At 60.5% G+C, this 17,925-nt stretch carries 9 protein-coding genes and 4 pseudogenes; 5 read left to right on the forward strand and 8 right to left on the reverse strand.

Features of this window, described 5'->3' with window-relative positions; genetic code table 11:
• Window position 1: 1 nt before the first annotated feature.
• Window positions 2-274, forward strand: a pseudogene (locus N2597_RS23025) (SOS response-associated peptidase family protein); the annotation flags it as partial.
• On the opposite strand, the pseudogene dinB reads toward N2597_RS23025, so the two are convergent.
• Window positions 271-1,351, reverse strand: a pseudogene (dinB, locus tag N2597_RS23030) (DNA polymerase IV). The pseudogenes N2597_RS23025 and dinB overlap by 4 nt on opposite strands.
• Entirely contained in the window at window positions 1,348-1,614 is a 267-nt protein-coding gene (locus N2597_RS23035; RefSeq protein ID WP_225881472.1) for a hypothetical protein, read from the reverse strand. Before N2597_RS23035 ends, dinB begins: the two are co-directional and overlap by 4 nt.
• Before the next feature lie 173 nt (window positions 1,615-1,787).
• Here N2597_RS23035 and N2597_RS23040 point away from each other — a divergent pair, with 173 nt between their 5' ends.
• From N2597_RS23040 to N2597_RS23050, 3 genes are read left to right on the forward strand one after another with little or no spacing between them, the layout of a single operon-like run.
• Window positions 1,788-2,549 carry an ImuA family protein gene (locus N2597_RS23040; protein ID WP_009994938.1) on the forward strand — a complete coding sequence of 254 codons (762 nt, stop codon included), beginning with the start codon at window positions 1,788-1,790 and terminating at the stop codon, window positions 2,547-2,549.
• Window positions 2,470-3,984, forward strand: coding sequence for a Y-family DNA polymerase (locus N2597_RS23045; protein WP_080771815.1), 1,515 nt, complete (start codon window positions 2,470-2,472; stop codon window positions 3,982-3,984). Before N2597_RS23040 ends, N2597_RS23045 begins: the two co-directional genes overlap by 80 nt.
• Entirely contained in the window at window positions 3,984-7,247 is a 3,264-nt protein-coding gene (locus N2597_RS23050; protein WP_183599437.1) for an error-prone DNA polymerase, read from the forward strand. The genes N2597_RS23045 and N2597_RS23050 overlap by 1 nt, the downstream gene beginning before the upstream one ends.
• Before the next feature lie 298 nt (window positions 7,248-7,545).
• On the opposite strand, the pseudogene N2597_RS23055 reads toward N2597_RS23050, so the two are convergent.
• The 6 genes and pseudogenes from N2597_RS23055 to N2597_RS23080 all read right to left on the reverse strand — a co-directional run bounded on the left by N2597_RS23055 (window position 7,546) and on the right by N2597_RS23080 (window position 17,269).
• A pseudogene (locus tag N2597_RS23055) lies at window positions 7,546-7,760 on the reverse strand (hypothetical protein).
• Window positions 7,761-8,029: 269 nt separating this feature from the next.
• Complete coding sequence (locus N2597_RS23060; protein ID WP_040112692.1) at window positions 8,030-8,656, reverse strand: response regulator transcription factor; 627 nt, start codon at window positions 8,654-8,656, stop codon at window positions 8,030-8,032.
• Window positions 8,657-8,707: 51 nt separating this feature from the next.
• Window positions 8,708-14,656 (reverse strand): AAA family ATPase, encoded by a 5,949-nt coding sequence (locus tag N2597_RS23065; protein ID WP_183736563.1) that lies wholly within the window; start codon window positions 14,654-14,656, stop codon window positions 8,708-8,710.
• 594 nt (window positions 14,657-15,250) lie between these two features.
• Entirely contained in the window at window positions 15,251-15,607 is a 357-nt protein-coding gene (locus N2597_RS23070) for a type II toxin-antitoxin system HicB family antitoxin (protein WP_040112694.1), read from the reverse strand.
• The gene (locus N2597_RS23075) at window positions 15,604-15,858 is read right to left on the reverse strand and encodes a type II toxin-antitoxin system HicA family toxin (RefSeq protein WP_040112695.1); all 255 of its coding nucleotides are present in this window, start codon (window positions 15,856-15,858) and stop codon (window positions 15,604-15,606) included. The genes N2597_RS23070 and N2597_RS23075 overlap by 4 nt, the downstream gene beginning before the upstream one ends.
• Window positions 15,859-16,237: 379 nt before the next feature.
• Window positions 16,238-17,269 (reverse strand): PAS domain S-box protein, encoded by a 1,032-nt coding sequence (locus N2597_RS23080; protein ID WP_183599433.1) that lies wholly within the window; start codon window positions 17,267-17,269, stop codon window positions 16,238-16,240.
• Window positions 17,270-17,527: 258 nt separating this feature from the next.
• On the opposite strand from N2597_RS23080, the pseudogene N2597_RS23085 reads away from it, so the two are divergent.
• A pseudogene (locus tag N2597_RS23085) lies at window positions 17,528-17,887 on the forward strand (lipoprotein N-acyltransferase Lnb domain-containing protein); the annotation flags it as partial.
• Window positions 17,888-17,925: the final 38 nt, after the last annotated feature.

Here is a 17,925-nt window from a genome sequence, read left to right on the forward strand (position 1 = left end):
CGCTCTAGCCAACGGCGACTGGTTCTATTTCGCGGGGATCTGGCGGCCGGCGGCTGAGGATTGGCCGGAAGCCTATGCCATCCTGACCATCGAGGCGAATGCCGACATCGCGCCTGTTCACGACCGGCAGATGACGGTACTGACGCGCGACCAGCGTATGGCCTGGCTCGACGGTCTTGTCCCCGAAGAGGAAATTCTGCGGCCGCTGCCGGCGGGCACCTTCCGGGTCAAGCGCGCTGCCGGCGAGCCTGCCCAGCCGATGCTCGCGATCTAAAGCGCCAACCGCAGTTGCGGTTCCGCTCCGGCGGCGCGCCTTTCGAGCGACGACAGCGAGACGCCGAGCAGGCGAATGCCCTTGCGGGGCGGAAAGATCGGCGCCAGCAGGAGGTCAACGATCTCTTCGAGATCGGCGATCGCCGGCAAAGGTGCCGGAACAGTCTTGCTGCGGGTGATCTGGTTGAAGTCGGCATATTTGACCTTGAGCGTCACCGTCTTGGCGCCGATCCCATTTGCCTCGCAATAACCCCATACCTTCTCGATCAGCGGCTGCAGCCCTTCACGGGCCGGCTCGTAAGCGTGGAGATCCTGTGAGAAGGTATCTTCGGCACCGACGGATTTGCGCACCCGGTCCGGCTTGACCTGGCGCTCGTCGATGCCACGGGCGATGCTGTAAAAATAGGGCCCCGACTTCCCGAAATGCTCGACCAGGAATTCCAGCGTCTTCCCCTTGAGGTCGGCGCCAGTATCGATTCCGAGCCGGTGCATCTTTTCCGCCGTCGCCGGGCCGACGCCATGGAATTTCTTGACGGGAAGGGCTTCGACGAAAGCCGGCCCATTGCGCGGCGTAATGACAGCCTGGCCGTTGGGCTTGTTGAGGTCGCTCGCCATCTTGGCGAGGAACTTGTTGTAGGAGATGCCGGCCGAGGCGTTGAGCCCGGTGACCTGCTTGATCTTGGCCTGGATCTCCAGCGCGATCTCAGTGGCGATTTCCATGCCCTTGTGGTTCTGGGTGACGTCGAGATAGGCCTCGTCAAGCGACAGCGGCTCGATCATCGGCGTATATTCTGCAAAGATCTCACGGATCTGCTGCGACACCGCCCTGTAGACGTCGAAGCGCGGCGGCACGAAAATCAGGTCTGGGCATTTGCGCTTCGCGGTGACCGACGGCATTGCCGAATGAACGCCATAGGCGCGCGCCTCATAGCTCGCCGCCGCGGGCGGCCGATCCGCCGACGGCAATCGGTTTGCCGCGCAATTCGGGATTATCGCGCTGCTCGACCGACGCGTAATAGGCATCCATGTCGACGTGAACGATCTTGCGCGGCCGCTCGTGACCTTCATCATTTGTCATGACTGGCTTCCATCAGGACCGTCTGTGTCCCCCAGACATGGGAAGTGCGCGCCGCATTTGTCGCCCTCGGGCGTTTGCATGCGCTCGCAGCCCATGGCCATCCGCCGGCGGAGTACCGCCAAGCTTACATCGCCGCCGAACGCTTTCACCAACAGCTTGCGCTCGATTGCGCCATGGCGGTCGCATCGCCGGCAGCTGAATGCGATAACCGGCTCACGATAATCCTTCAGTCTCAGATCACTCAACGGGCCGGGTTGGACCATGTGAAAAAATTCCCAATCCGGCCACGGGATTGAATCCATTCACGGAATCCGTCAGGCCGGTGTTCGCGCTCAACTTGAGCGCGCTTGCTGTGCATTGACTCGTTTGCGCTTTGAGAACAAATAAAGAACATATCGCATTTTCTCAAGTCAAAGCGGGTTGCCGCAAGGAGATTATGACTACATCAGTCGCCACTTCGAATGCCGTCCTCTACGCGTTGCGCGAGACAATCGCCAGCCTGGAAGGAGCGAGTTTGCGCCGTCGCAGCTTCCTGCCGTTCGGGGTGAGCGAGATCGATGCGCAGCTGCCGGGAGGTGGTTTGGCCTATGGCGCGCTGCATGAAGTCGCTGGGGGCGGGAACGGAGCGATCGACGGCGCAGCTGCGGCCCTCTTCATCGGCGGCATCGCGGCGCGGACCACCGGCAAGGTGGTCTGGTGCCTCACACGCTTCGATCTGTTCTTTCCCGCGCTCGCCCAGGTCGGACTCCACCCCGATCGCGTCATCTTCGTCGAATGCGACAAGGAAGAGACGGTGCTCGCAAGCTTCGAAGAGGCTTTGCGCTATGGCGGCCTCGGCGCCGTCGTCGCCGAGCTGGTACGCCTGCCGATGACGGCTTCGCGCCGGCTGCAGCTTGCGGCGGAAAAGTCCGGCACATTGGGGCTGGTGATCCGCCGGTGGCGGCGCCAGACGGAAGCCTCCGATTTCGGGATGCCGACGGCCGCGGCGACCCGCTGGCGGATCTCGGTGCTGCCGTCCGAGCCGCTCCCCGTGCCGGGTATCGGCCGCGCGCGCTGGCTGGCAGAACTGATGCGGGTCAGGGCAGGCGAGGGAGGAGAATTCATTATCGGAGCATGTGATGGCCAGGGTCGTATCTGTCTTTCTTCCGACACTGCCGACCGACCGGATCAGGCGCGCCGATCCTTCGCTCGCTCCTGACATGCCGCTGGTGGTGATCGCCAGGAGCGGGTCGAAGCGATGGGTTGCGGCGGCCGATCAGGCAGCTCTCAAACTCGGGTTGCGCGTCGGCATGCCGGTCGCCAAGGCGCAGGCGCTGGTCCAGGGGCTGATGATGATCGATGCCGATCCGGCCGCCGACCTCGCAACACTTGAACGGCTGACGCTCTGGTCCCTGTCGCAATATTCTCCCGTCGTAGCCATGGATCCTCCTGATGGTATCGTCATGGACACCGAAGGCGCCGATCATCTGCAGGGTGGCGAGGAGCTGATGCTCTCGGGTCTTGTGAACCGCTTCCGCGGCCGCGGTCTTTCAGCGCGAGCGGCGATCGCCGACACATGGGGCGCTGCTCATGCGCTCGCCCGGTCAATCGATCGCGAGACCATCATCATCCCGCGCGGTGGGACCGCCAAAGTCGTAAACCGGCTGCCGCTGTCGTCGCTGCGGCTGCCAGCCGAGATCGTCGCAAGCCTCCGCACCCTCGGCTTTGCAAGCGTCGGTGATCTCGCTGCCACACCGCGGGCGCCGCTGACGCTGCGTTTCGGGACCGAGGTTGGACGCCGCCTCGACCAGATGTTCGGCCGGCTGGCCGAGCCCATCGACCCGATCCGGGCAGCGGACCTGGTCGAGGTCCAAAAATCCTTTGCCGAACCGATCGGCGCACCGGAGACCATCGAGAAATATGTCGGCCGTCTGGTGCGGCAGCTCTGTCTTGAGCTCGAGAAGCGAGGGCTTGGTGTGCGGCGCGCCGACCTGATCGTTCACCGCGTCGACAACAAGATCCAGTCGCTCCGGGCGGGCACGGCCAAGCCGGTCCGCGATATCGCCTGGCTGACAAAACTCTTCCGCGACCGGATCGAGAAGATCGAACCCGGCTTCGGCATCGAGAAATTGAGCCTCGCTGCCATTATCGCCGAACCTCTCGTTGAGACGCAGTCGGCCACCTCTTTGATCGAGGAACAGGTGACCGATGTGACGCCGCTGATCGACGTGCTCGGCAATCGCGGCGGCCAGCGGATTTTCCGCGTTGCGCCGGTCGCAAGCGATGTGCCGGAGCGCAGCGTGCAGCGCATTGCACCCACGGCTGACGAGACCGGCGCCACTTGGCCCCTCCATTGGCCGAGGCCATCCAGGCTTTTGCCAAATCCGGAAACCATCGAGGTAATTGCGCTGTTGCCGGATCATCCGCCGGTTTCTTTTACCTGGCGCGGCAAGCGGCGCCGGGTAAAGCGCGCCGACGGCCCTGAGAGGATCTTTGGAGAGTGGTGGCAGCGCAGCTCCGAATGGGTAGCGGTCCGCGACTATTTCGTCGTCGAGGATGATGCCGGCGAGCGTTTCTGGATTTTCCGATCCGGCGATGGTGTCGATGCCGACACCGGATCGCGCAAGTGGTTTCTGCATGGGGTGTTTGCCTGATGCGCTACGCTGAACTGCAGGTCACCACGCATTTCTCCTTCCTTCGCGGCGCAAGCTCGGCGGAAGAGCTGTTTGCGACCGCCAAGCTGATGGGCACTGAGGCGCTCGGCGTCGTCGACCGCAACAGCCTGGCGGGCATCGTCCGGGCGCTGGAAGCCTCGCGCGCCACCGGTCTGCGCCTCGTCGTCGGCTGCCGGCTCGATCTCCAGGACGGCATGTCGATCCTCGTCTATCCCACCGATCGCGCCGCCTATTCGCGGCTGACGCGGCTCTTGACACTAGGCAAGGGCCGCGGCGGCAAAGCCAACTGCATCCTGCATCTCGATGATGTGGCGCACTATTCCGAAGGCCTGATCGGCATTCTCGTACCGGATCTGGCCGACGAGGTCTGCGCCGTGCAGTTGAGGAAGATGGCGGATGTCTTCGGCGGCCGTGCCTATGTCTCGCTCTGCCTTCGCCGGCGCCCGAACGATCAGCTACGGCTGCACGAGTTGTCGAACCTGGCGGCGCAGCACCGGGTGAAGACGGTCGTCACCAATGACGTGCTGTTTCACGAGCCCGGCCGGCGGCAGTTGCAGGATGTCGTCACCTGTATTCGCACCGGCACCACCATCGACGATGTTGGCTTTGAGCGCGAGCGGCACGCCGATCGCTTTCTCAAGCCGCCCGAGGAGATGGCGCGTCTGTTTCCCCGCTACCCGGAAGCGCTTGCGCGAACGATGGAGATCGTCGAGCGCTGCAGGTTCTCGTTGGAAGAGCTCGTCTACCAGTATCCCGAGGAAGCTTTGATCCCGGGCATGACGGCGCAACAGTCACTGGAGCACTATACCTGGCAGGGCGTGAAGACGCGCTATCCCGAAGGTCTGCCGGCGCATGTCGAAAAGACGATTCGCCATGAGTTGGCACTGATCGAGACGATGAAATACGCCCCCTATTTCCTGACAGTCTTCTCGATCGTCCGCTATGCCCGATCGCAGGGCATTCTCTGCCAGGGCAGGGGATCGGCGGCCAACTCCGCCGTCTGCTACGTGCTCGGCATCACCTCGATCGACCCGGAAACCAACGACCTCCTCTTCGAGCGCTTCGTCAGCCAGGAGCGGGACGAGCCACCCGACATCGATGTCGATTTCGAACACGAAAGGCGCGAGGAGGTGATCCAGTGGATTTACAAGACCTACGGTCATGACAAGGCGGCCCTCTGCTCGACGGTGACCCGCTATCGCGCCAAGGGCGCCATTCGCGACGTCGGCAAGGCGCTGGGCTTGCCCGAGGATCTGATCAAGGCGCTTTCCTCCGGCATCTGGTCCTGGTCGGAAACGGTCGGCGAGAGCCAGGTGCGGGCTCTCGGTCTCAATCCGCAGGATCGGCGTCTCGCCTTGACCCTTCGGCTTGCCCAGCAGCTGATGGGAGCCCCGCGGCATCTCGGCCAGCACCCGGGTGGATTTGTTCTGACCCATGACAGGCTGGATCATCTCGTGCCGATCGAGCTGGCGGCGATGGCTGACCGCCAGGTGATTGAATGGGACAAGGATGACGTCGAGGCGCTGAAAATGATGAAGGTCGACGTGCTGGCGCTCGGCATGCTGACCTGTATGGCCAAGGCCTTTGCCCTTATCGGCGAGCACAAGCATCAGGATCTCGACCTCGCCACCATCCCGCAGGAAGACCCGGCGACCTATGCGATGATCTGCAAGGCCGACACGCTTGGCACCTTCCAGATCGAGAGCCGGGCGCAGATGTCGATGCTGCCGCGGATGAAGCCGAAAACCTTCTACGACCTCGTCATCCAGGTGGCGATCGTCCGCCCCGGGCCGATTCAGGGTGACATGGTCCATCCCTATCTTCGCCGCCGCGAGGGCAAGGAAAAGGTGGAATACCCGACCCCCGAACTGGAGGCGGTCCTGCACAAGACGCTCGGCGTGCCGCTGTTTCAGGAGTCAGCGATGAAGGTGGCGATGGTCTGCGCCGGGTTCACCGGTGGTGAAGCTGACCAACTGCGAAAATCCATGGCCACCTTCAAGTTCACCGGTGGCGTCTCACGATTCCAGGACAAGCTTGTGAGCGGGATGATCCGAAACGGCTACACAAAGGAATTCGCCGAAAAGACATTCTCGCAGTTGGAAGGTTTCGGCTCCTACGGCTTTCCCGAAAGCCATGCGGCCTCTTTCGCGCTGATTGCCTATGCCAGCAACTACATCAAATGCCATTTCCCGGATGTGTTTTGCGCGGCTCTCCTGAACTCGCAGCCGATGGGATTTTATGCGCCCGCCCAAATCGTCATCGATGCGAGGAAACACGGCGTTGAGGTGCGACCGGTGTGTATCAATTGCTCGCGTTGGGACTGCACGCTCGAGGAGGTCGAAGGCACGGACCGGCATGCAGTGCGGCTCGGCATGCGTCTCGTGCGGGGAATGGCAACCGCCGACGCTGCGCGCATTGTCGCCGCGCGCGCCGACGAGCCCTTCGCATCGGTGGATGACATGTGGCGGCGGTCGGGCGTGCCGGTCGCTTCCCTTGTCGAGCTCGCCGAGGCCGACGCCTTCCTGCCGTCATTACGGCTCGAACGACGCGATGCGCTCTGGGCGATCAAGGCGCTGCGCGACGAGCCGCTGCCACTGTTCACGGCCGCAGCCGAACGCGAGGCGCGGGCGATTGCCGAGCAGCAGGAGCCGGACGTCGAGCTCAGGCAGATGACCGACGGGCACAACGTCGTCGAGGATTACGGTCACGTCGGGCTGACACTTCGGGAGCACCCCTTGAGGTTCCTGCGGGCCGATCTCAATAAGCGGCGGATCGTCACCTGTGCGCAGGCGATGACGGCGCGCGACGGAAAGTGGCTTATGGCGGCCGGACTGGTGCTGGTGCGCCAGCGCCCGGGTTCGGCCAAGGGCGTGATGTTCATCACAATCGAGGACGAGACCGGCATTGCCAATGTCGTCGTCTGGCCGAAGTTGTTCGAGCGCTCGCGCCGGGTGGTGCTCGGCGCCAGCATGATGGCGATCAATGGCAGGATCCAGCGGGAAGGCGAGGTGGTTCACCTGGTCGCCCAACAGCTGTTCGATTTGTCGGGTGATCTATCAGGGCTTGCGGGGCGCGGCGGCACGTTTCATCTGCCAGCCGGCCGTGGCGATGAATTCACCCATGGGTCTCCCGGCAGTCCCGATTCCCGCGAAAATGCGCCCCCGGGGGTTCGTGCCAGGGACATGTTCGTGCCGGATCTTCATATCGATACGCTGAAGATCAAGAGCCGGAATTTTCAGTAGTCTTGAAGGCAGTTGACTGCGTCGCGGTCCCTTCAACTGCACGGAGTGTCGATAGGATCAAGATCGACAAGTCTTTTATTGATGCGGTGGAGGGAGAGAGCAAGCCACTATAACGCGGGTCCTGCGGGATCGGCAGATAACGGACCCGTTCGATATCTCATCCCGTCGCCGAATCTTCTTCTCGAAGGGGCTGTGCGACACAGCAAACCATTGAGGCACCTTTATAGTGTCAGCGCCCTCTATCGTCCTCTCGTCGCAGTCTATAGGACGAGCGGTCGGCTAGACGGCGATCGAAAAGTTACTGTCGTCTTCGATCGGGGTGCTCCCTCTGGTAGGCGCAAGGATAGCATGGGATTCTGCACGGTTCAGCGTGTTGACCAATTCTTCGGCCTCATCGGCGGTAAGCATGTCCATAACGAAGCCATTGACGAGAGCTTTTCGGTCTGAAACCGTATCGATTACCGTCCAGTAGATGTTGAGGTTCTTCTGCAGGGCGTATCTCTGGTTTTGCATGAATGATACCTTTCCTCGGTCTTTCGGTTACTCGCGTTGCGTCAACATGATGAGCGTCCGTCCAATGGCAGGGTTGCGCGGACCCGACGCAGATTCTTGCCCAGCGACGCGATAACGTCCGTCCTGTCTCTGCAAGTTTTTCAGCTGGTAAGAGGATAAAGCCGGGGGCCTTCGGAGCGTATTGCCCAATGAGATAAGCGACTCGCCGAATTGGCGCTGCGACTATCCATCCGGGTGGACGCCCGATACTTTGGTCTAGATGCGTGAGCCTACCTGACCCACGACGGCTTCGTCGACACCCCGAGGCCGTCCGCCATCCGGACCAGGTCAACGAGAGATCTCGCCTGCATCTTCTGCATGACGTGGCCGCGATGAACCTTGACGGTCACCTCGCTCAGACCCACTTGAGCAGCGATTTGCTTGTTGACGCTGCCCGCGACCACCAGGTTCATGATCTCGCGCTCACGCGGCGTCAAGGAATCATAGCGGGACCGAAGCTCGGCAATGAGCGCGACTTCCTGCCTCCGAGCGCAATCGCGCTCGATCCCGGCATAGGCGGCATCGAGCAATTCCTGCTCGCGCAGCGGCTTCGTCAGGAATTCGATAGCGCCGGCTTTCATCGCCCGCACGGAGATCGGAATGTCGCTGTGGGCACTGATAAAAATGACCGGAAGCTCAATTCCAAGGGAAGTGAGCATGCTCTGAAATTCCAGGCCGCTCCGCCCCGGCAGCCTTACATCGAGAATGATGCAGCCCGGTACGTCAGGGCGCTTGCTATCCAAAAACTCCTGGCTGGAAGCGAATGTCAGTACCTCGAGTCCAACCGAGCGCAGGAGATCGCCGAGGCCTTCGCGGACAGATGTGTCATCATCAATGATGTAGACAATCTCCTTCATCCAAGTCCCCAATGTTTGCGCCGGTCAGGCGGCGCCCCGGACATGGATCCATTATTTCTCCTCGGTCGGTAATGTAAACTGAAAAATGGCACCGTGGGGCGCGTTTGGCGTGACCCAGAGTTTGCCCTTGTGAGCCTCTATGATCGAACGACTGATCGTCAGACCCATGCCCATACCCTTGGGTTTGGTACTGTAGAATGCCTCGAATATATCGCCGATCTTCGCTAGGTCGAGGATAGGGCCGCTGTCGCGGACTGTCACTAGAACGGTATTGGGTGCTGTCTTCTCAGTGCTTACGATGAGTTCGCGCGCTCCTTTTGGCATCGCCGCCATCGCGTCGTTGGCGTTCACGATAAGGTTCAGGATCACCTGCTGGATCTGCACTTGGTCCCCTACGATCGGGGCCAAGCCGTTGGAGAGGTTTGTACGAAGCGACACCGCGCTACGTTCTAAGTCCGTGGACACCAGCGCAATCGTCTCGGACACGATATCGTTGAGGTTCAGCCGGTCCCTGCGCTCGGGGGATTTCTTCGCCATTGCCCCAATCCGGTCGATGACCTCGGATGCGCGAAAAGCGTCGCTGATCATGCGCTCGATGGCGCGACGGGCGGAGACGATGTCACGAGGATCCGCGTCGAGATAGCGAAGGCAGGCATTGCCGCTGCTGACTAGCCCGGTGAGCGGCTGTCTGACCTCGTGTGCGATGGAGGCTACAAGCTCTCCCATAGTAGTCAGCCTGCTTACATGAGCAAGTTCTGCTCGCGCAAGCTGAATAGCATCCTCGGCTTGCCTGCGGTCGGTGATGTCACGCGCCAGCGAAAGACGAAACCATTGCTCTTGCTGTCGGAATTTACCGACGCGAACCTCGACCGGAAACGTTGTTCCGTCCTTACGCCGATGGAGCGTTTCGAAAGTCATTGGCTGTCCTGCATCGACGCGATCCACCAATGTCGCAAGCGCCATTTCGTCGATAGCTCCGTCAAAGTCGCGCGGGTGCATGCCAATCAATTCCTCCCGGCTGTAACCGAGGCTTTCACAGGCTTGGCGGTTGACGTCTATGACGGTCAGATCGTCGGTATGGAGGAAAAAGGCATCGGTGGCATGGTCGACGAAGGTCCGAAAGCGAGTTTCGCTTGCTCGCAGCCTCTCCTCTGCTTGCTTGCTCTCGGACAGGTCGAGCACGAAGGCCACGGCCTGGCTCCCGGCCCCCTCGAAGCTTGCCTCACCGATCAGCACGGGTACGTGACCGCCGTCCTTTCGCTGGTACACCTTTTCAAAGGGGCGGACGCTACCGGTCACTCTCAGCTCGGCCTCGGCTTCGGCGTCACGCTCGCGCCATTCGGGCGGCGTCAGCTCTTTATCGAGCAGCTGACCCGCCAAGAGTTCGTCACGGCTGTAGCCCAGCATTTGCAGGAATGCCTCGTTGGCCTCGATAATTCGGCCTCCGATGTCGCGGATAAAAATTCCGATGATGTTCGCTTCGACAAGCCGGCCTATTCGCGCTTCACGTTCTGCCAGGTCGCGGTAAAGTCCGGTGATTTCGAGCGTGCTGGCGGCTTGCGAGGCGATCAGCTTCAACACCGGAATGCGCCCCGGCGCGAAAACACGGCCCGCCAGAGTGTTTTCCAGATACAGCGCACCGATCAGCTTCGCGTGATTGATCAGCGGCAAACAGAGAATGGATCTGGCCCCGCGATGGCGGATATAGGGATCGGCCGCAAAGGCGTTTTCAGCCGACGCATCGTCGAGGCTGACGATTTCCCGCATACGCAGGACGTAATTGAGAACTGCTTCCGGCATCACACCGGCGATGGCCTCATTGCGCAACTCTACGAGGACCGCTTCGCCGCGGATCGCCGCCTCAGCGGCAATCCTAGGTTCGCCGCCACGCGACAGGATCAGAAGGCCACGTTCGGCTCCCGCCTGCTCGACGGCCATTCGCAGCACCGTATCGATCAGCTTCTCGACGACGATTTCGCCGGAGACCGCTTGCGACACCTTGATGACGGTGGCGAGGTCGAGATGCTCGATCGGCGCCTCGATCGTGCTTGTTGCAGCCGGCGCCGATTGTCCATCCCGCAGTTGGGGATAGGCTTCTTCCAGCTGCCGCACCTTGCCGTCGGCTCCCCACCTGAGATAACAGCGACGGGCGTTTTGAAGATAGAGGCGAGCAATCTGATCGAAGCCGCGCGCCCGGTAAAAGGCGGAAGCGCGCTCATACGCGATCGCCTCATCGTGTGGGAGCGTGTGCGCATTCGCCAACTGGATCGCCTGTTCATAGAGGCGCTCGGCATGCAACTCACGGCTTCCCAAGCGGGCGATTTCTGCGCCAAGCAATGTTGCGCGGCTTGCGAAATTCTCCGGAGAGTGCGCGGCCCAAGTGTCGAGCTGCCGGCGGTGAGCGCGTATGGCCCTGCGATAAAGAGCTGTTTCAGTAGTCGATCCTTGCAAAGCAGAGGCCAAAGAAAGGCCGGTGTAGAAGTGATATTCCGCCCGCTCGAAAATAGCGGGAGTCATCCAGAGGAGGCTTTCTGCTTTCGCCGCTGCCGAAAGTGCTGTGGAGGTATCCCCGGCAAATACACATGCCTGTAGCTTGCGGATCCAGTACAGGCAACTACCCGGCTTGCCGTCGGTCTTAAGTTCGAATTGCTGCTCGTCGAACCCTTCATCGTTGAAGCATCCGAAGATTGGCGTGAGCCCGCGAAGTGTTCGGATGAGTTGGAGCTGCCCGCGGATGAAACCGACGGCGACTTCGAAGCCGGCCTGACGCGCGAAGTCCAGACCGGCTTCCGCATCGCGCTGAACCTGCGAGAGGGGCTCGCCAGCGGCCAGAAGATACGTGACAAGGTTATTCCGGCTCAAGACGGCGTAGGTGAGATCGCCGACCTGCTGTGCGGTTTCGAACACGCGCTGCGCAAGCGCACGACCGGTGCGGACATGACGCGATGACGATTTCGCAAGGTTACCGAAGGCGAGGTAGACTCGTGGTTTCAGGCGTTCCATTCCGGGCTGTTCCGTTAGGTCCAATCCGAGCAGGCCGAACCGAAAACCGGCTTCATAGTTGCCGAAATAGGGCCCGAGTACCGTGCCCACAGCAGTGAAGGCATAAGGCGATGTGTCGCTGTTGCCGTGCTTGAGGCTGATGTTGCCCATTCGCCCGATAACGAGGCAGCGCAGATTCTCGTTGGTAAACAGGGCCGGAGTAACAAGTGAAGTCAGAACGTCCATGGTCGCGAGCGCGACCGGGTCCGCCATAGGGGGCGAGTTAAGCAGCGCTTCGATAGGGCGGCCCCCGAGTTGTCGCCAAAGCCGCGCGTATTCCTGGCGCACCTGGCTCCTGGTCGGGTGGGACGACCACGAAATGCCGACCCGGTGCAGGTAGTCGAGGCCGAATATGATGGCCTGATCGCTTCGACCCAGGCTCATGAAAAGGTCGACGCGCAGGCGCGTGACGCGGGCCAGATCGGCGAGGCTGGTGGCTCGGCTTGCCAGTTCTGCGAGGCGGGCCTGCGCCTCCGCCGGTGAGCCGGTCAAGAATTCGCATTCAGCCCTGTGGAGTTCGAGGGTGAAAGCGAGTTCGTATCGGCGCTCCCAGGCATCGTCCGGCAGGTAAGCCGCACCCGTGCGGGCATAGGCAAGCGCCGAGTCGTATGCAGCCGACGCCTTGGCGCGGCGAGTGGCAAGCAGGTTCAAGTTCGCGAGACGCTCGCGCTCTTCACCGGGCGCAATGAGCGCGCCGCCGCAGTTGAGTTGGCCGACAATGTCGAAAATATTCTCCTCGAGTGCCTGCGGCGGCGTATGCATCAGCAGGAGGCGGCCAATGGAAAGATGCGCTGCCGTCCGCTCATCTTCAGGGATCAGCCCATACGCGGCCTCCTGAACACGATCGTGCAGGAAGCGGTATGATGACCCCTCCTCAAGCAGCACGAGTCCGGCCCGCGCCGCGGCCCAAAAGGCCGCATGAACCGCGTCGTGATTTTCGCTCCTGATCAGAGCCAGGGTATCAACCGCCGCGTGATTGCCAAGACATGCTAGCATGTTCAGGGCAGCCTGCGCGGTATCGGGCAGGCGCCGCAGCTTGCTTAGCATAAGATCCACGACGTTATCGGTATAGCCTTTGGCTCGTATGCGATCGAGATCCCAATCCCAGTGCGTCTGTTCGCGATTGAATTCGAGCAGGCCTTCGTCCGGCAGCGTGCTCAGGAACTGGAGCGCGAAGAAAGGATTGCCTCCGCTCTTCTTGTGCACTAGCCGCGCAAGCGGCTGGGCACGCTTGCTTCCACAATGAAGAGCGTCGGCCAGCATCCGGGTCAGATCTTCCAGCCTAAGCGGTGTCAGTATGATTTCATGCATTTGGCCACCGGCCTCCCGGATCGCCGTCAGCCGGCGGATCAACGGATGGGTGGACGATACTTCGTTGTCGCGATAGGCGCCAATGAGCAGCAGGTGACGCATATCCTGCTGGGTGCACAAATCTTCAAGCAGATCGAGCGTTGCTGCGTCCAGCCATTGGAGATCGTCTAGAAACAGCGTGAGCGGATGTTCTGCTGTGGCAAACACTCGCAGTAGGCGCCTGATGTTCAATTGGAAGCGGCGTTTGGCGTCCTGAGGCGGCAGATCCGCAACCGCTGGAAGCCGCCCGATGAGAGATTCAAGTTCTGGAACAAGCGTTACCATCAGCCGACCGCTCGCGCCCAGTTCTTCGGTTATAGCAGCGCGCCAGGGCGCGAGTTCCGCTTCACTCTTGCCCAGCAGCACTCGGACGAGGCCTTGCAGGGCCTGCGCTACGCTCGCATAAGGAATGTGACGCAGATTCTGGTCGAATTTGCCGGAGGCAAACAGCCCACGCGGCGGTACGAGCGCTCGGTGCAGCTCATTCACGACCATGGATTTGCCCACGCCGGCATGACCCGAAACAAGCACCAGCGTCGGCCCAGCGCCCGCGACGACCCGGTCGAATGCGGAGGTTAGGGCGGCGATCTCGCGTTCGCGGCCATAGGGCCGCTCGGGAATCACCAGTCTATCCGGCACATCGCGTGTCCCGAGCGGAAAAGCTGCGATCCGCCCATACTTCTCGCTCTCGACGAGGGCACGTCGCAAATCCGCCTCTAGCCCGGCGGCCGTCTGGTAGCGTTCCTCTGCGTTCTTGGCGAGCAGCTTCATCACGATCGCCGAGATAACGCCTGGTAGCCCTCTTACACGCTCGGACGGCGGCACCGGTCGCCTGGCAACGTGGCAGTGCACCCATTCCATCGGCTCCGAAGCAGTGAACGGCAACTGGCCGGTGATCATTTCGTAGAGCGTGATGCCGATGGCGTAGAGGTCACTACGCGAGTCCACCGATCGGTTCATGCGGCCGGTCTGTTCGGGCGCCATGTATGCGAGGCTGCCAGCAATGACCTCAGGGGGCTCGGCGGTCTGGTGCTCACGAGAAAGATGCGACGCCACTCCGAAGCCCGTGAGACGGACGCGCCCGTCCGCCTCGTCCGCCAGTATATTCGCCGGCTTGATGTCCCTGTGAATGAGGCCGCATCCGTGAGCCTTGCCGACTGCCGCCGCAATGCTCTTGGCAAGACGCAAAAAGACAGTGAGTTCGCCGGCCATGCCACGGCTGTGCCGTCCCATCAACTGCGGAAGGGGCACGCCGCCGCAATCTTCGAGGACGAGTATGGTACGACCATTTTCGGTTTTGAAATCCAGCGGTTTGGCTGCCCACTGCCGGTCGAGTTCATCTTTCAGGCGATATTCGTGGACCAGTCTGTCGAGGCTGGTTCGACTGGGATGTTCGGCTGCAAGCTGCACCCTCAGAACGGCTTTTGATGCGCCGTCGCTGCTCCGGATCAGCTCTCGTGTAAAGATGCGATCGCCGTCACTCCAGGAGGATTGTGGCTCGTGGTACCGAAGGTCAGTCGAAGTCTGCTGGCCGATGGAAGCGACAGCGCGCTTCCGTCCGAACATGTTCTCCCTGGTCTTCTGCGCATCTTTGACCGTGTCGTCCATGGCACACCGCTCGCTTCGATGCTGCCCGCATACCATCTGAGGTGCAGGCATCGCAGATCCAATCAAGCTTCACCGACTTCCCTCTCATGTCAACGAGCCTATGCTTCGGATTATTGAGGCGGTCGCATCTCGGTTGATCTTCCTCCGACTCAGGTTCCGGTGCATGTTGTTAAGTCAGTTTCGCGACGAGCAAGCTGCGGCAACGCGGTTTCATGCTTTAAGAAGCGCCGCGCCGGCAGGGGTGAAGGTCTCGCGGTCAAGCAAAACGCCGGCGCGGCAAGTCGGCCCGTGATGGGAGGGCGTCTCTTTTAGGGCCGTTGCAACATTAACTCTGCCTAGAGTGCCCTCGCTATTATCCCGAAGTATATTTGTTTACCCCTTTCGCCCGATTCCTAAACCAAATCAATACCGCCGGATGTATCAGGTCGCCCTTCTTCGTGCTGATCACAATCCACTGGAGGCTATCTGCAGATTTCAAGGCCAACGACCGGCTTGCTGCCATAGAGTTCACGTTTTAGGCCAGCAAGGTCGCATAATGGATCGAAGGGAACACCAACTCATCGGACACGCCGATGGGCGGTACGGTGAAGGGAACTACGCCGGCAAGCGCGCCTCGGCATAATGGTCGGCGGCCTTTTCCAGCACCTCTTCTGCCCACTGGTTCAGACTCTTTCCCGAAAGCTCAGCAGCAAGAGCTGCTCGGCGATGGACTTCGGGAGCGACACGAAACATCATCTTCCCGGAATAGGGTCGCTGAGGCTCTTTGCCGATTTTCCTGCAGGTCTCCAGGTAGTCATCGACTGCCTCATGGAAGGCTTTCTTGAGTTCAGCGACACTGTCACCGTGAAAGCCGATTACATCGGAGATACCTGCAATCCTGCCGAAAAACACATCGTCCTCAGCATCGAATTCGATGCGAGCGTGATATCCGTTGTAGGTCATGATGTTCATGGCGTTACTCCAATCTGCATCAGGAACTCGCGAGCATCGCGCACCTGATAGCGCTTTGCTTCCTTGGCCGGATGTGGTCTATGGAAGCTCGCAATGATCCCGTCTTTTTCAAACTTAACGCGGGAACCGTTCCCCTCAATGAGGTCGGCTCCGGCAGCCACAAGCAAATTCTCTATAGCGGCCCATTCAATGGTTCCCGAGGCCGGGTCCTTGAAGACCGCCGCGAGAGTCTTTCTCTGCTTGCTGTTCATGCTAGCAAATATAGAGACGCTTGCTGATTATGCAAGCACAAACTCAACAGCCTCTTGAATTCATCCCAAAGGTCGAACGGGAGGCGTGGTGGGGCAATAATCACGGGTCGGCAGTTCGTATCCCTTCAAGGCGATGGTTCCAATTAGGTGAGCGACTGTTCGCTGCCCGTTTAAAATCTACCTGTCAACATCGAGTGAACAGTTGCACTGCGAAACGTTGCGCCGGCAGGCTCTCTCCGAAAAATTCACCGAGACGCCCCTGCCAGCATGAAAATCAATCGCGCGTTTATTGCTTCGGGCCAACTTAGAATGGCAATGGCCGCGAAGTCCATCGCCCGCGTAAGAGAGCGCAAAACACCAGGCGAGCCGGGAGGTAAAACTATGTGATCGCAAGGCGTGGAAGCGAAAGCCGAATTGATAACCCTCTAGGCGTCCACATCCGCTGGATATCGATCTCAAGGCTTTGCGCGATCCTTTGCTCCAGGATGCTTCCAAAGCCGGAGGAAGCCTGGCTCGGATCTGCATCTATCGGTCCGTGCGCTTCAAGCCAAATCAACTCGATAGTGTCGGGCGAAATTGCAAACGTGATATCGACGGTTCCGTCGCCGACGGAGAGTGCCCCGTACTTCGCAGCATTCGTCGCGAGCTCGTGAAACAGGAGCGCGAGATTGGTGATCTTGGCGCGGTTTACCTGGATGTCCTCCCCATGCAGTGTCCACTGGCGGAGTTCATCTTTTCCGTAGGGCGCAAGGATGTTCGAGAGAAGCTGAAACAGGGTGGCTGGGGGATCTTCAACGGACTGACCAGCAAAGCTTGGCAACGTAATCTCGTGCGCGCGGGCCAGTGACATGAGCCTATCCATCATGCTGAAGGCAAGATCGCTCGGCGTCACCGCGCTCCGGGCTGCGAGGGTGATAATGCTGGCGACAACCGCAAAAAGGTTTTTTACTCGATGATGCATTTCCCGGAGGAGCATTTCCCGGTGCTCGGCCTCGCGCCTGCGCTCCGAGATGTCACGAGCGATTTTCGATGCTCCGATGATTTTGCCGCTGTCATCTCTGATCGGTGAGATTGTCAACGAGATGTCGATCAGGTTGCCGTCCTTGCGGCGTCTTACCGTTTCAAAGTGATCGACGCGTTCGCCGGACTGAATTCGCGCGAGAATAGCGGGTTCTTCATTAAGACGATCGGCCGGAATGACGATGGTGATGGGCCGGCCTACTGCCTCTTCTGCGGTGTATCCGAAAATTCTCTCGGCACCCTTGTTCCAGGTAGTGATGATGCCAGACAAGCTCTTGCTGACAATGGCATCATCCGACGATTCCACAATGGCTGCGAGAAAGGCTGCGGCATCATAGGCGGCCCGTGCAGCCTCGGCGGTGGCCTGTGTTTCTCGATCACCCGAACCCATCGTGGTCGCCCCAGTTTCATGCCTGAAAAAACGAACTCTCCGAGTCGCAATCCGGAACATAACGCATCGTCATTTCAACTCGAAGTGTTTTCCTCTAACGCCCTGATGGATTGCGCGTCGGGCGCCGGCAACCGCTCGCCGGCCACGATGTGGCATCACCGGCAATCCCGGGGCTGCTCGCCCCAGCCGCCGGCTGGCGATAGACCCGCGGTGGAGAAACGCGATTGATATATCCGGGGCTTTCGACGCGCCTCGCCAATCATCTACCGCCTGAGAGCGACGCTGGCGACCGCGAGGCTTCTCCTGCGCGAGTACGTCTTCTACGCAAACGCCCTCGCGGTCACACCCGTCTTCTACAATTCGCTGACGACCAACTGCACGACAACCATTGTCAAATTGATGCGCGTCGCAGGCGACCCATGCCAATGGACTGGCGCCTCATTGTAGACGGGTACTTGCCGGAATACGCCTATGACCGCGGCGCGCAGGACATCTCGATTCCCTTATCGCAACTGCGGTCAGCCGCACACATCGCTGGGGGGCGCATGAGGACGGTCTTTCACCGAATTTTCGCAGGCCATTGGCCTTGGCGTCCCGTCGCCGCAGGACGCGTTGTAAACCTCGGCCGAAGCGTTGAGCAAGCAAAATGCCTCGGG

It is taken from the genome of Rhizobium sophoriradicis (genome assembly GCF_025200795.1).
GTDB lineage: Bacteria > Pseudomonadota > Alphaproteobacteria > Rhizobiales > Rhizobiaceae > Rhizobium > Rhizobium sophoriradicis.